Genomic DNA, 14817 nt, shown 5'->3' with positions numbered 1-14817 from the left:
GCCGCGATCGGACGCCGCGCCGCTCCCTTCCCCCCTTGCATCCGTTCGAGGTTCCGCATGGTTCATCCTTCTCGCTCCACCGCGCCGCTCGCCCTGACGCTGGCGCTGGCCATCGCCGCACCGGCACGGGCACTGGCCGCAGACGCCGCCGGCCCCGGCGATGTCCCGCAGACGCCGGTCGAACTGGAGACGGTCAACGTGCAGGGCGAGCCTCCGCGCAACCGCTCCGCGCTGGCCGGCTACGGCGACGCCACGCTGCTGGACACGCCCGCCGCGATCGCAGTGATCGACCGCACCCAGTTGGACGACCGCCAGGTGCGCGTGCTCAGCGAGGTGCTGCGCGCCGACGCCGCGGTCGGCGACAGCTACGCACCGATCGGCTACTACGAGAACTTCGTCGTGCGCGGCTATTCGCTCAACGCCGCCAACAGCTACCGCATCAACGGCCTGACCGTCACCGGCGAGCAGAACGTGGCGCTGGAGAACAAGGACCAGGTGCAGGTGCTCAAGGGCCTGTCCGGCCTGCAATCGGGCCTCGCCGAGCCGGCCGGGGTGATCGACTACGCGACCAAGCGCCCGCAGCAGGTGCGCTCGCTGTTACTGGGGATGGACGACGACGGCGGCCGCTACGCCGCCGTGGACCTGGGCGACTGGTTCGGCCGCGACCGCCAGTTTGGACTGCGCGTCAACGCGGCGCACGAGGACATCCGCAGCTACGTCGCGCATGCCGACGGCCATCGGAATTTCCTGTCGCTGGCCGCGGACTGGAAGATCGACCCGCAATCGACGCTGCAGCTGGACGTGGAATACCAGGACCGCCAGCAGCGCTCGGTGCCCGGCTACCAGTTGCTCGGCGGCGAGCGCGTGCCTGCCGACGTGTCGGTGCACCGGCTGCTGGCCTACCAGCCCTGGTCCAAACCCGTCGGCATCGACGCGCTCAATGCACAGCTGCGCTACCAGTACCGCTTCAACGCCACCTGGCACGCGCAGCTGGCGGCAGCGCACAGCCGCGCGGCGATCGACGACTATTCCAGCTTCGCCTGGGGCTGCTACGGCGCGGCCAGCTGCGCCGGCGACGCGGTCCCCAACCATTTCAGCCGCGAAGGCGACTACGACATCTACGACTACCGCAGCCCCGACGACACGCGCCGCAACGACCAAGTGCAGGCGACCGTGTCCGGCAGCTTCGCCACCGGCCCGCTGCAGCATCAGCTCAACGCCGGCGTGGACTACCTGCACCGCACCATCGACCAGCATGGCTCGATCAACGAATGGATCGGCAGCGGCAACATCGACGCCGATCCGCCGCTGCTGGCCCAGGCCGAGGCCGCGCTCGATCCCAAGCGCCGGCGCCTGGACAGCACGCAGAAGTCGCTGCTGGCCAGCGACCGGATCGGCATCGGCGATGCCTGGCAGTTGCTGCTGGGCGCGCGTCAGGTGCGCTACGACGAGCGCGCCTGGGACCGCAACGGCCGGCTGACCCGACAGACCCGTCGCTCGGAACTGCTGCCGCAGGCGGCGCTGCTGTTCAAGCCGCAGCCTGCGCTGGCGCTGTACGCCAGTTTCGCCAAGGGCCTGACGCCGGGCGGCACCGCCTCATGGTTCGCCCGCAATGCCGACGCGATCCTCGCCCCGACCAGCGCCTACCAGCGCGAGGCCGGCCTGAAGTACGAACGTGCCGGCCTGGCGCTGGGCGCGGCGCTGTTCGACATCCGCCAGTCCTACCAGTACGCACAACCGCAAGCCGACGGCAGCTTCCTGTACCTGCAGCAGGGCCGCCTGCACAACCGCGGCATCGAGCTGTCGGCCGACGGCGCGATCGGCGCGGGGCTGCATGTGCAGGCCAGCGTCGCCGGCATTCGCGCGCGCGCCGAGGACACCGGCGCGCCGGCCTACGAAGGCCACCAGGCGCTGAACGTGCCAAGGCTGCGCGCCAGCGCCCAGGCCAGCTGGGACGTGCCCGGCGCGCGCGGCCTGGCGCTGCTGGGCGGCGCGCAGTACAGCGGCGCCAAGTACGCCGACCGGATCGGCCACGTCGCCGTCGGCGGCTACACCGTGTACACCTTGGGCGCACGCTACGCGACGCGGCTGGGGACGGTGCCGACTACGCTGCGGCTGAGCGTGGACAACCTGGCCGACAAGCGCTACTGGCGCGACGTCGGCGAATACCTCGGCGACGACTACCTGTTCCTGGGCGCGCCGCGCACCGCGCGGCTGGCGGTGCAGTTCGATTTCTGATCCGGTCCCCGGTCCCCGTTCCCGACTCCCCCCACTCCAACCATCGAGCCCCCCATGTCCCCCCTCGAACTCCTCGCCGTGCTGGTCAACGTGCTCGGCGTGTGGCTGACCGCGCGCCGGATACGCTGGTGCTGGCCGGTCAACGTCGTCGCGGTGCTGCTCTATGCGTGGCTGTTCTACCAGTGGAAGCTGTACTCGGACATGTTGCTGCAGGGCGTCTACGTGTTCCTGCAGGGCTACGGCTGGTGGCGCTGGAGCCAGGGCCGGCTGGAGCACGGCAAGGTGCATGTCGGCCCGCTGCCGCTGCGCGAAGGCGTGCTGTCGCTGCTGGCCGGCGCCGCCGGCGCGGTGCTGCTGGGCTGGCTGATGCATCGCCACACCGATGCCGCGCTGCCGTGGCTGGACGCGGCGCTGTCCGCCTTCAGCCTGGTCGCCAGCTTCTGGGCGGCGCGCAAGCGCATCGCCAACTGGGGGCTGTGGATCGTGCTCGACTGCGTCTATGTCGGCGTGTTCGTGTACAAGGGGCTGTATCCCACCGCGGCGCTGTACGCCGGCTTCGTGGCGCTGGCGGTCTACGGCCTGCGCCTGTGGCAGGCCGAGCGGCGGCGCGCCGGCGCCGTGCCACCGCTGCCATGAGCCGGCGCATCCGCATGCGCCGCAACCGATGCAGTTTGCGCACCCTGCTCGCCAGCCCGACGTGCCGGGTGCGTCGCCGCGCCACGCACCCCATCGTCATCGCTATGCTGAAGCATTCTCGGCCCGGGCATTTGCAATGAGCGCAGCGTTGCGGGAGCCAGACCAGTCGCGACGGGCTTTACGAACCCGCCCGGTCGCGATCGATGGCCCGAGGCGACCCGGAGTCGCTCCCACACGTTTCGTTATCTGCAACCACAGGAAGAAAAGCGCAGCGCCGCCACGGAGAACCGATGCCCACGCCATTGAATCCCGCCGCCGGTTTCGGCCAGCGCATCGTCGATGCGCTGCTGGCGCGCATCGCCGGCGGCGAATGGGCCGCGGATCAGCGCCTGCCGGTGGAGCGCGAGCTGGCCACGCTGTTCGGCTGCACCCGCATCACCTTGCGCGAGGCGCTGCAGCAACTGGAATCGGAGGGCCGCATCTACCGCGAGAACCGGCGCGGCTGGTTCGTCAGCGCGTCGCGCGTGCGCCAAGATCCCACCAGCATCGCCGGCTTCATGCAGTACGTGGCCGCGCAGGGCGGCGCGCCGCGCACCGAACTGCTCGGCGCGCGGCGCCAGCCGGCCGGGCCCGCACTGGCGCGGCAGCTGGAACTGGACGATGCCCAGGCCGAGGTGTTCGTGCTGCAGCGCCGGCGCTGGATCGGCCGCCGCGCGGTGTTGCTGGAGACCAATGCGATCCTGGCCGCGTGGGCGCCGACCCTGCTCGAGCACGACCTGGCCGGCTCGCTCAGTGCGGTGCTCGGGCAACGGCTCGGGCTGCGCCAGGCGCGCAGCCGGCTGTCCATGTATCCGGCCACGCTGGACGCCGAGCAGGCCGCGCTGCTGCAGTCCACCGCCGGCACGCCGTGCTTCCGGCTACAGCGGGTCAGCTACGCCGCTGACGGCCGCGCGGTGGAATTCGACATCGAGTCCTGGCGCCACGACGTGCTGGAAGTGACGGTGGCGGTGCAGGCGCCGCCAGAGTGAGACCGGGCTGCGCAACATTGGCAGCGCAACGCGCCAACGCAGATCGGCGAGGCGCCGTCGATGCGGCCAACGAACATCCCAAACTTCGCAGGGGCACGACGCACCTGGAACTTGTGGGAGCGACTCCGGGTGGCCTCAGGCCATCAGTGGCGACGAACGAAGCAGCCAACCTCCCGTCTGCAGTCGCCGTCGGGGCCGACGGCCCGAGGCCGCACAGAGCCGCTTCCCCATGGAAGCGCCGCGAACGCGTTTCGAACGGACCGCTCAACCGCGCGCCGCTGCGACCATCTCCCGCGCCAAACCGCGCATCGCCTCCGGCGTCAGCTGCAGGTACGGCGCGATGCGCAATGCGCCATGGCGGTGGGTGCAGATCACCTGCGCGCGCTGCAGCCACGGCAGCAAGGCCTGCATGGCCGATGCCGGCGGGCGCAGCGCGCTCAGGTGCGGCGCATGACCGGGCACGGTCCAGTCACCCGCGCCTTGCGCCTGCAGCTCCGTCTCGAACGCCGCACCAAGGTCGCCCAGCCGCGACGCGATCCGCGCCGGCTGCCAATGCCGCACTTGCCGCAGCGCCGCAGTGGCCATCGCCAGCCGCAGCGGCTCGGCGACGCCGCCGGCGTCGAAGCGGCGCGCGCCGGCGCGAAACGGGGGCGGCGCCTCGGCCGGGAAGCTCCAGTCGGCACCCGGGTCGCGGGCCTGCCAGTGATGCTCGATCGGCACGCCGTGCGCACGCCATTGCGGTGCGGCCCACAGCCATGCCAATCCCATCGGCCCCAGCAGCCACTTGTGCCCGACCGCGACCACGAACTGCGGCCGCCATGCCGCCAGCCGCGCCGGCAGCACGCCCAGGCTCTGACTCAGATCCAGCACCAGCGCCGCGCCCGCCGCGTGCACCCGCGCGGCGATGCGGTCCAGGTCCAGCAACGCGCCGTCGCGCCAATCGGCATTGGGCAGCGTCGCGATCCGCACCCGCGGCTGTGCGTCCAGCGCCGCCAGCACCGCCTCGGTCCAGTCCTGCTGCGGCCCGCACCGGACCACCGCCAGGTGCGCACCGGTCTCGGCGCAGCGCTGCTGCCACAGCAACAGGTTCGACGGAAACTGGCCATCGAGCAGCAAAATCGCCTCGCCGGCCGCCAGCGGCAATTGCCGCGCCGCGGTGGCCAGGCCGTAGGCAGCCGACGGCACCATCGCCACGCCGTCGACATCGCCCTCGAACAGGGTCGCTGCGGCCAGGCCGCGCAGGGTCTCGATCTGCACGCGCCAGGCCTCGAAGGACAGCGCCCACGGCGTGGTCGAGGCGGCCAGCGCCGCCTGCCCGGCGGCGAGCACGCTGGCCAGCCGCGGCCCCTTGCTGGCGGTGTCCAGGTAGCGGACCCCGCCGGGCAGGGCGAAGGCGTACGGCGCCTCGGCGAGGTCGACCGGGACCGCCGGCGCTGCGGCGGCCATGGATGCCGGCGTGGAGGCGTTGGACAGGGCTGCTGTAGACATGTGCGTTAGCGTAACGCGACGTTCCAGCGCACGTGAAGGCATGTTCACGGACTTCCCCTAAGCTGGATCGATGCAAGCGACCTCTGCGGCGCCATCCTCCTTGCCCGTGGCGTCCAGCGTGTCGCTGGCGGCGCGTTTCCGCAGCGTGCGCCAGTACAGCAGCCAGCTCGCCGCGCCCCTGAGCGAAGAGGACGCCATGGTGCAGAGCATGGACGACGCCAGTCCTGCGAAATGGCACCTCGCGCATACCACCTGGTTCTTCGAGCGTTTCGTGCTGGCCGCCGACGGCGGCTACCGCGCGGTCGATCCGCAATGGGACTTCCTGTTCAACAGCTATTACCAGAGCGTCGGCCCGATGCATGCGCGGCCGCGCCGCGGCGTGCTGTCGCGCCCGTCGATGGCGCAGGTGCGGGACTACCGCGCCGAAGTCGAGGCGCGGGTGCTGGCGCGACTGCGGACCGGCGATCTGTCGGCGCAGACGCTGCATGTGCTGGAACTGGGCCTGCACCACGAGCAGCAGCACCAGGAGCTGCTGCTGACCGACATCAAGCACGCGTTCTGGAGCAATCCGCTGGCCCCGGCGTATCGCCACGACCTCGCGGCGGCGCCTGCGCCCGCCAGCGCGTTGCGCTGGATCCAGCGCGACGAGCAGCTGTGCGAGATCGGCGCCCCTGGCTGGCCGGCGCATGCCGCGTTCGCGTACGACAACGAGTCGCCGCGGCACCGCGTGCTGGTGCCGGCGCACGCGCTGGCCAGCCGCCCGGTGAGCAACGCCGAGTACGCCGCGTTCGTGGCCGACGGCGGCTACCGCAACGTCGCCCTGTGGCTCAGCGATGGATGGGCGCGGCGCAACGCCGGGGACTGGCAGCGGCCGCTGTACTGGCATGCCGACGGCGAGCGCGAGTTCACCCTGGGCGGCTGGCGCGCGCGCGATCCGCATGCGCCGGTCTGCCATATCAGCCTGTTCGAAGCCGATGCCTACGCGCGCTGGGCCGGTGCCCGCCTGCCAACCGAGGCCGAATGGGAACAGGCCGCCACCGGCGTCGCCATCGCCGGCAACTTCGCCGACGCCGACGCGCTGCATCCGCACTCCGCCGCACCGAACGAGGCCGGCCTGCAGCAGTTGTTCGGCGATGTCTGGGAATGGACCGGCAGCGCCTACCTGGCCTACCCCGGCTTCCGCCCATGGTCGGGCGCGCTGGGCGAGTACAACGGCAAGTTCATGAACGCGCAGTGGGTGTTGCGCGGCGCCAGCTGCGCGACGCCGCACGACCATGTGCGCGCCAGCTACCGCAACTTCTTCCCCTCCGATGCGCGATGGCAGTTCGCCGGCGTGCGCCTGGCCAAGGATCCCGCATGAACGCCGCGACCGCCCGCGCGCTGACCGAAGCCGCGCTGACCGACCTGCATCCGCAGCCCGACGACATCGCCGCCGACGCGATCGCCGGCCTGTCGCGCCGCCCCAAGCAATTGCCGTCCAAGTACTTCTACGACGCCGAAGGCTCGCGGCTGTTCGAGGCGATCACCCGCCAGCCCGAGTACTACCTGACCCGCACCGAGCTGGATCTGCTGGAAGCGCGAATGCCCTCGATCGCGCAGGCGGCCGGCAGCGGCGCGCACGTGGTGGAACTGGGCAGCGGCAGCGGGCGCAAGACCGAACTCTTGCTGGAAGGCTTGCGCGCGCCGGTGGCCTACACCCCGATCGAGATCTCGCGCGACATGCTGATGTCCAGCACCGCGCGCCTGGCCGAGCGCTTCCCGCGCATCCAGATGCTGCCGGTCTGCGCCGATTTCACCGCCCCGGTGGCGCTGCCGGCGCCGCGGCGCGCCGCGCGCCGCACCCTGGTGTTCTTTCCCGGCTCCACGTTGGGCAATTTCACCCGCGAGGACGGCGTCCGGCTGCTGGCCTCGATGCGCGAGACCATGCGCCACGATGGCCGCGCCCTGATCGGCATCGATCTGGACAAGGACCCGGCGCTGCTGGACGCCGCCTACAACGACGCGGCCGGCGTCACTGCCCAATTCACCGTGAACCTGCTGCGCCGCCTCAACCGCGAGATCGGCAGCGACTTCGACCTGGCGCAGTTCCGCCACCGCGCGGTGTACGCGCGCGACCGCCAGCGCATCGAGACCTTCCTGGTCAGCCAGCGCGCGCAGCAGGTGCACGTGGCCGGACGCCGCTTCGACTTCGCCGCCGGCGAAGCCATGCAGGTCGAATACAGCCACAAGTACACCGACCAGAACTTCGGCGAGATGGCCGCGGCCGCCGGCCTGCGGGTCAGCCATGGCTGGAACGCGCAGGACGACGCGTTCGGGTTGCGGCTGCTGCAGGCGGTGTGAGAAACACCGGGACTCGGAACCGGGGACTCGGGACTCGGACAGCGGCGAGCGACGCGCCGCACGTTCCCGGCGGCGGGCGCCGTCGGGGCTGAAGGCCCTCCAGTGCATCACTCCGGCGCCGCTTCCCGCCCCCTGCAGAAGCGGTTTTGACCGCGACCGACACCCGGCAACACGGCACATGGGGATGTGCTGCGAAGCGAACGCCGCCAGACCGCGGCGGCGGCGTCCCGACTACGCCTGGTACCCATTGGTGATCGGATAACGCCGCTCGCGGCCGAACGCGCGCCGCGACACCTTCGGTCCCGGCGCGGCCTGGTGCCGCTTCCATTCGGTGATGCGCACCAGCCGCACCACGTGATCGACCACCTCCGCGGCGTAGCCGGCGGCGACGATCTCGTCGCGCGATTGCTCCTGGTCGACGTAGCGGTACAGGATGCCGTCGAGCACGTCGTACGGCGGCAGCGAATCCTGGTCGGTCTGGTTGGCGCGCAGCTCCGCCGACGGCGGCCGCGCGATCGCCGCCGGCGGGATCACCGGCGCGCCGCCCACCGTGTTGCGCCATTTCGCCAGCCCGAACACTTCGCTCTTGTACAGGTCCTTCAGCGGCGCGTAGCCGCCGCACATGTCGCCGTAGATCGTGGCGTAGCCCACCGCGTACTCGCTCTTGTTGCCGGTGGTCAGCAGCAGCCCGCCGAACTTGTTGGACAGCGCCATCAGGATCACGCCGCGGCTGCGCGACTGCAGGTTCTCTTCGGCGACGTCGGGCTGTGTGCCCTCGAACAAGGGACCGAGCGCCTGCAGCAGGCCTTCGAACGCCGGCTCGATCGCCACCGTCTCCAGCTTCACGCCCAGTGCGCGGCACTGCTCGGCGGCCAGGTCGTTGGACAGGTCGGCGGTGTAGCGCGACGGCAGCCGCACCGCGGTGACCTTGTCCGCACCCAGCGCGTCCACCGCCATCGCCAGCACCAGCGCCGAATCGATGCCGCCGGACAGGCCCAGCCAGACCTTGGCGAAGCGGTTCTTGCCGCAATAGTCGCGCAGCCCGCGCACGACCGCGCGCCAGGCCAGCGCGTCCACGCTTTCGTCGCCGTCGTCGATCCAGCGCAAGAGGGTGAACGAACGGGTCTGCGCCGCGTAGTCCACCACCAGCCATTGATCGGTGAACGCCGCCGCGGCCGGATGCACGCTGCCGTCGCCGTCGGCGACCACCGAAGCGCCGTCGAACACCAGTGCGTCCTGGCCGCCGACGACGTTGAGATAGGCCAGCGCCACGCCGGTCTGGCGGGTGCGCTCGGCCAGCAGCGCGTCGCGCTGCGCGTGCTTGCCGCGCTCGTACGGCGAGGCATTGGGCACCAGCACCAGTTCGGCGCCGCTGCGCGCGGTATCGGCCAGCGGTTCGGGGAACCACAGGTCCTCGCAGATCACCACGCCGACCGGCGTGCCCTTGACCTCGAACACGCAACTGCCGCCGTCCGGATCGACGTCGAAATAGCGGCGCTCGTCGAACACCGCGTAGTTGGGCAGCTCGCGCTTGCGGTAGGTGCGCTCCACGCGCCCGCCGCGCAGCACGCTGACGGCGTTGTAGACCACGCTGCCGGCGCTCTGCGGCCAGCCGACCACCGCGACGATGCCGTGCACACGCACCGCGATGCGCTGCACCGCCAGTTCGCAATCGGCGAGGAAGCCGGGGCGCAGCAGCAGGTCCTCCGGCGGATAGCCGCTGACCGCCAACTCCGGGAACAGCACGATGTCGGCGCCGTACTCGTCGCGCGCCTCGTCGATCATCGCGACGATCCGGTCGGTGTTCTGGGTCACGGCGCCGACCGGGAAATCGAACTGGGCCATGGCGATGCGAAGGGAGGCGGACATGGGCAGACAGGCGGACTCGAGCGAAGGAAGGCGCGCATTGGCCGCAGGACGCTCGACGACAGGACCGGCGCCAGCGTCGGCGGCACCGGCCAGCGGCGGGCCCGCGCAGCGCAATGGCGCAGTGTAACCGTTGCGCCGCACCGCCGGCATGGCGCACCGCGCGGCGGTCGGCGACAGCGACGGATACGACCGGCGACGGCCGCCATGCGCCGCAAAGGCGTTGTGCCGCACCGTCGGAACGCGCACCGACGCAACGCCGCACCACCGCGCGCTCATCACTGCGGCCGCTGGCCGCCGCCGATGCCCCGCTGCCGCGTGATCTCGACCAGCGCACTGCGAAAGCGCGCCAGCGGCAATGCTAGCCTGCCGCTGCACAGACCTGGCGCATGCAGCAGCCACATGCACAGACCGTTCTCGAACTCGGGCACCGACAGAGCCCGTACTTGCTTGCGGAACGCGCTGCGCCTGAGCGCACTCGGGATGGTGATGCCGATGCCCACCCCACGCGCCACCAGCGACAACTGCAATTCGGCGCCGAAAGCCTCCACCGCCACGTCGAAAGGCAGGCGCCGCCGCTCCAGCGCCTGACCGATGGCACTGCGCATGCCGCAACCATCCTGGTTCAGCACCCAGGCATGTGCGGCCAGTTCCTCCAGACCGAGATCGCCCCTGCGCAATGGCGACAACCGTGCCGCCACGACCAATGCCGACTCGCGGCTCAGCACCTGCACCCGCAGCGGCGCCGGCGGCGGCACGCCATCCGGCACGACCACGACCGCGGCATCAAGGGTGCTTTTCTCCAGCATCTGCATCAGCCCCGGCGACCAGGCCGCAGTGACGCGGATGCTCAGATGGGGAAACTCGGCGCGCAGGCAGTCCAGCGACGCGGCCAGCACCACTTCGGAAAGAAACGGCGGCACGCCCAGCCGCCATTCGCCGCACGCCTCGGCCTGCGGCGACACCCGGTCGAGCAGATCGTCGATCGACGCCAGCACCCGGCGTCCCAAAGCATAGGCGTCGCGTCCGGCCTGGGTCGGCCGCAGTGGCTTGGATTGCCGGTCGAGCAACTCGACGCCGAGCCGGCTTTCCAGGCTCTGCACCCGCCGGGTGATGCCGGGCTGGGTCGGATGCGGCCGCGCCGCGGCGGCGACATGGAGCCGGTCTCGACCACTGCGAGGAACGCTTGCAGGTCGCGCGGACTCAACACGCTCTCGCATACTCTTCATTACGATGATTCAATTGTTGCATAGACTGCGCTTGCCTACCCTCTGGCTCCCGACTCGACCGATGCGGTCGACGCCAGATGAATGCCGTCATGCAACAGCGCAGCGAACCGCAGACCGGCGGCAGCGACCGGCCATCCGCTTCGACGACCGCCGGCAGCCCGGCAGCAAAGCGCATGGCCCCGCTCATGACCTTGCTGTTCGCCGTCGCCGTCGCCGTCGCGATCATCGTCATGAATCTCTACGCCGCGCAGCCGATGCTGGCAGCGATCGCCGCCTCCCTGCATGAGCCCGGCGCGGCCATCGGACTGATCGCCATGCTGCCGTTGCTGGGCTCTACCTGCGGCCAGTTCCTGCTGGTGCCGCTGGCCGACCTGCTCGAGAACCGCGGCCTGATCGTGCGCCTGCTCTGGGGCTGCGCGCTGTGCCTGGGCGTGGCGATGCTGAGTGCGCAGGCGTGGCTGTTCCTGACCGCGATCTTCCTGGCCGGCGCGCTGTCCAGCGCCATCCAGATGCTGGTGCCGATGGCCGCCTTCATGAGCGACGAGGCCGCGCGCGGCCGCATCATCGGCAACGTGATGAGCGCACTGATGCTAGGGATCATGCTGTCGCGTCCGATCGCCGGCGCGCTGGCCAGCAGCACCGGCTGGCGCGCCGTCTATGGCCTGCTGGCACCGACCGTCGGGCTGCTGGCGCCGGTGCTGGCCCGGGTGCTGCCAGAGCGCCGGCCGCATTCGCCGCAGCGCTATGGTCAGATCCTGCGTTCGCTGTGGCAGTTGCTGCGCCATGAGCGCGTCCTGCAATGCGGCGCGCTGACCGGCGCACTGGGGATGGCGATCTACATGGCCTACTGGACCACCATCGCGCTGTTGCTGACCAGTCCCCCGTTCTCGTTGCATGCCGGCGCAGTGGCCGCGTTCGCCCTGATGGGCGCCACCGCGGTCTGTGTCACCCCGCTCGCCGGACGCGCCGGCGACCGCGGCCACGGGCGCATCGCCTCGCGTGGCAGTCATCTGGCCATGCTGGCGGCAGCGCTGGTCGCCGGCATGGCCGGCGCCGGCTGGGGGCGCTGGATCGGCATCGACTTGCACGGGCATGCCACCGTCGCGCTGCTGGCGGCGATCCTGCTCGACGGCGGCATGGCGGCCGACCAGACGCTGATCAATCTCATGCCGCCGCACCTGCGCGGCCGCCTGAATGGCCTGTTCGTCGGCCTGCTGTTCATCGGCGGCGCGCTGGGCGCGGCGGCATCGAGGGATGGGCATGGAAACTGGGCGGCTGGTCGGCGGTCTGCCTGCTGCAACTGGGCCTCGACCTGGCGATCCTGCTGGTGGGCGCACACAGACAGTGCAACTGAGCCCGGCCATCGGCAATGGCGTTCGCCGTCGAAGGAAACGCCTGTGGCGCAACGCCGCGACCGCCGCGGCACTGCCCCGATCGCGCAAGGACTTCGGACGGCCGCCGACCATCGGCGCCGAAGACATCGGGGACCGTTCGCCGAGTGGCGTCGCAGGCTCGCCCCGCCCCGCCCGACGCCCGATCGTCGCGCGCGGCCTGGACGTCGCACCACCATGGCGCATGCATGCCCTGCCGCCCGATCGAACACGCGACGACGAAAAAGGCCTCGCTCGCGCGAGGCCTTCCCGATCACGGCAGCGGCAACGACGCAACCGCGTTGCGCCGCCGTCGCGGCAGTGGCCGCTTACTTCACCAGCGCCGCGATCGCCGCGCCCAGGTCGCCCGGCGAGCGCACGGTCTTGACCCCGGCCGCTTCCATCGCCGCGAACTTGCCTTCGGCGGTGCCCGAACCGCCCGAGGCGATTGCACCGGCGTGGCCCATGCGCTTGCCCTTCGGCGCGGAGGCGCCGGCGATGAAGCCGACCACCGGCTTCTCGACGTGCTGCTTGATGTACTCGGCGGCGGCTTCCTCGGCCGCGCCGCCGATCTCGCCGACCATGATGATGCCTTCGGTCTGCGGGTCTTCGTTGAACAGCTTGAGGCAATCGACGAAGTTCAGGCCGTTGATCGGATCGCCGCCGATGCCGATCACGGTGGACTGGCCCAGGCCGGCAGCGGTCGTCTGCTTGACCGCTTCATAGGTCAGCGTGCCCGAGCGCGAGACGATGCCGATCTTGCCCTTCTGGTGGATGTGGCCCGGCATGATGCCGATCTTGCACTCGCCCGGGGTGATGATGCCGGGGCAGTTCGGGCCGATCAGCACCACGTCCTGGTGCTGCTTCAGCACGTTCTTCACCCGCAGCATGTCCAGCACCGGAATGCCCTCGGTGATGCAGACGATGACCTTGATGCCGGCCGCGGCCGCTTCCAGGATCGCGTCGGCCGCGAACGGCGGCGGCACGTAGATCACCGACGCATCGGCGCCGGTGGCTTCGACCGCTTCGTGTACCGTGTTGAACACCGGCAGGTCGATATGGGTGGTGCCGCCCTTGCCCGGGGTCACGCCGCCGACCACCTGGGTGCCGTACTCCACCATCTGGGTGGCGTGGAAGGTGCCCTGCTGGCCGGTGAAGCCCTGCACGATGACCTTCGTCTTGGTGTTGATCAGAACAGACATGAATTCTTCCTAGTCTCGTGGGGGGGTCAGGCGGCGACCGCGGCGACGGCCTTCTTGGCGCCGTCGTTGATGTCGTCGGCCGGGGTGATGGCCAGGCCGGATTCGGCCAGCAGCTTCTTGCCCGCTTCCACGTTGGTGCCTTCCAGGCGCACCACCACCGGGACCTTGACGTCCACTTCCTTGACCGCGGCGATGATGCCCTCGGCGATCATGTCGCAGCGGACGATGCCGCCGAAGATGTTGACGAAGATCGCCTTGACCTTGTCCGAGGACAGGATCAGCTTGAACGCCTCGGTCACGCGCTGCTTGGTGGCGCCGCCGCCGACATCCAGGAAGTTGGCCGGCGCGCCGCCGTTGAGCGCGATCACGTCCATCGTCGCCATCGCCAGGCCGGCGCCGTTGACCATGCAGCCGATGTTGCCGTCCATGGTCACGTAGTTGAGGTCGTACTCGCTGGCCTTCACCTCGGTCTCGTCCTCCTGCGTGGTGTCGCGCATGGCGGCGAGGTCCTTGCGGCGGAAGGTGGCGTTGTCGTCGGAGTTGACCTTGCCGTCCAACGCGTACAGGTTCTGGTCGTCGAGGATCGCCAGCGGATTGAGCTCGACCAGCGACAGGTCCTTGTCGTTGAACAGCGTGTACAGGCCGCCCATGATGGTGGCGAGCTGGCTGGCCTGCTTGGCGGTCAGGCCCATCTTGAAGCCGATCTCGCGGCCCTGGTACGGCTGCACGCCTTCGGCGTAGTCCACGACCAGGGTGTGGATCTTCTCGGGGGTGTTCGCGGCGACCTCCTCGATGTCCACGCCGCCTTCGCTGGAGACGATGTAGGTGATCGACTTCTGGTCGCGGTCGACCAGCAGCGACAGGTACAGCTCCTTGACGATCTCGCCGGCGGTGGTGACCAGCACCAGGTTGACCGGCAGGGCCACGCCCGCGGACTGGTAGGTGGCCATGTGGGTGCCGAGCATCTTGTCCGCGGCGGCCTTGACGTCGTCGGTGGTCTTGCAGAACGTCACGCCGCCGGCCTTGCCGCGGCCGCCCGCATGGATCTGGGCCTTGACCATCCAGGGGCCGTTGCCCAGGGCAGTGGCCGCTTCGACAGCATCTTCCGGCGTGGACGCGACGCGTCCGGCCGGGACCGGGATGCCATAGTCGGCAAACAGTTGTTTCGCCTGGTATTCGTGGAAATTCATGCGTCACCGTGGGAAGAGGAACGACCGTCCCGCAGCGGTCCGGGCCCTGGGTGGCGGCCGGGACGGTACGGACGGGGCGCGTATTGTCGCCGACCCTGGGCGGCGGCGCAAAAGCCGGCGGCCCTGCGTCCCGGCGCGGGCCGCCCGCGGCGAACGCAGGCCGACCTCGCCGCCGCCATCGCATTGGTTCGCCGGCACCGCGCCTATACTCGCGTCGTCCCTCGTCTGGC

At 70.5% G+C, this 14817-nt stretch carries 10 protein-coding genes and 1 pseudogene; 6 read left to right on the top strand and 5 right to left on the bottom strand.

Annotated elements, in window-relative coordinates; translation table 11 throughout:
- Positions 1-57 precede the first annotated feature (57 nt).
- From G4Q83_RS21160 to G4Q83_RS21150, 3 genes are all read left to right on the top strand, one after another.
- Positions 58-2238 carry a TonB-dependent siderophore receptor gene (locus G4Q83_RS21160; RefSeq protein ID WP_128421761.1) on the top strand — a complete coding sequence of 727 codons (2181 nt, stop codon included), beginning with the start codon at positions 58-60 and terminating at the stop codon, positions 2236-2238.
- Positions 2239-2292: 54 nt separating this feature from the next.
- On the top strand, positions 2293-2874 hold the full coding sequence (gene pnuC, locus G4Q83_RS21155) for a nicotinamide riboside transporter PnuC (RefSeq protein ID WP_128420124.1): 582 nt from the start codon (positions 2293-2295) through the stop codon (positions 2872-2874).
- Positions 2875-3164: 290 nt separating this feature from the next.
- Positions 3165-3902 carry a UTRA domain-containing protein gene (locus G4Q83_RS21150; RefSeq protein WP_128420125.1) on the top strand — a complete coding sequence of 246 codons (738 nt, stop codon included), beginning with the start codon at positions 3165-3167 and terminating at the stop codon, positions 3900-3902.
- Positions 3903-4166: 264 nt separating this feature from the next.
- Here the strand turns inward: G4Q83_RS21150 and G4Q83_RS21145 are convergent, their stop codons facing one another.
- Positions 4167-5348 carry an aminotransferase class V-fold PLP-dependent enzyme gene (locus G4Q83_RS21145; protein WP_128420146.1) on the bottom strand — a complete coding sequence of 394 codons (1182 nt, stop codon included), beginning with the start codon at positions 5346-5348 and terminating at the stop codon, positions 4167-4169.
- A 112-nt stretch (positions 5349-5460) separates the two neighbouring features.
- Here G4Q83_RS21145 and egtB point away from each other — a divergent pair, with 112 nt between their 5' ends.
- Both egtB and egtD read left to right on the top strand, forming a co-directional pair.
- Positions 5461-6750 (top strand): ergothioneine biosynthesis protein EgtB, encoded by a 1290-nt coding sequence (egtB, locus tag G4Q83_RS21140; protein WP_128420126.1) that lies wholly within the window; start codon positions 5461-5463, stop codon positions 6748-6750.
- Positions 6747-7730, top strand: coding sequence for an L-histidine N(alpha)-methyltransferase (egtD, locus tag G4Q83_RS21135; RefSeq protein WP_128420127.1), 984 nt, complete (start codon positions 6747-6749; stop codon positions 7728-7730). The genes egtB and egtD overlap by 4 nt, the downstream gene beginning before the upstream one ends.
- Before the next feature lie 231 nt (positions 7731-7961).
- Here the strand turns inward: egtD and G4Q83_RS21130 are convergent, their stop codons facing one another.
- Together G4Q83_RS21130 and G4Q83_RS21125 are read right to left on the bottom strand one after the other, a co-directional pair.
- The gene (locus G4Q83_RS21130; protein ID WP_128420128.1) at positions 7962-9599 is read right to left on the bottom strand and encodes an NAD+ synthase; all 1638 of its coding nucleotides are present in this window, start codon (positions 9597-9599) and stop codon (positions 7962-7964) included.
- A 275-nt stretch (positions 9600-9874) separates the two neighbouring features.
- Complete coding sequence (locus G4Q83_RS21125; protein ID WP_211288290.1) at positions 9875-10825, bottom strand: LysR family transcriptional regulator; 951 nt, start codon at positions 10823-10825, stop codon at positions 9875-9877.
- A 77-nt stretch (positions 10826-10902) separates the two neighbouring features.
- On the opposite strand from G4Q83_RS21125, the pseudogene G4Q83_RS23855 reads away from it, so the two are divergent.
- Positions 10903-12006, top strand: a pseudogene (locus G4Q83_RS23855) (MFS transporter); the annotation flags it as partial.
- Positions 12007-12524: 518 nt separating this feature from the next.
- On the opposite strand, the gene sucD reads toward G4Q83_RS23855, so the two are convergent.
- Positions 12525-13397 carry a succinate--CoA ligase subunit alpha gene (gene sucD, locus G4Q83_RS21120; protein WP_128420130.1) on the bottom strand — a complete coding sequence of 291 codons (873 nt, stop codon included), beginning with the start codon at positions 13395-13397 and terminating at the stop codon, positions 12525-12527.
- Between the two features lie 26 nt (positions 13398-13423).
- On the bottom strand, positions 13424-14587 hold the full coding sequence (gene sucC, locus G4Q83_RS21115) for an ADP-forming succinate--CoA ligase subunit beta (protein ID WP_128420131.1): 1164 nt from the start codon (positions 14585-14587) through the stop codon (positions 13424-13426).
- Positions 14588-14817 lie beyond the last annotated feature (230 nt).

Source organism: Xanthomonas theicola, from assembly GCF_014236795.1.
GTDB lineage: Bacteria > Pseudomonadota > Gammaproteobacteria > Xanthomonadales > Xanthomonadaceae > Xanthomonas_A > Xanthomonas_A theicola.
The sequence above is the reverse complement of the archived record's forward strand: the minus strand, read 5'-3'. Positions and strand labels throughout refer to the sequence as shown.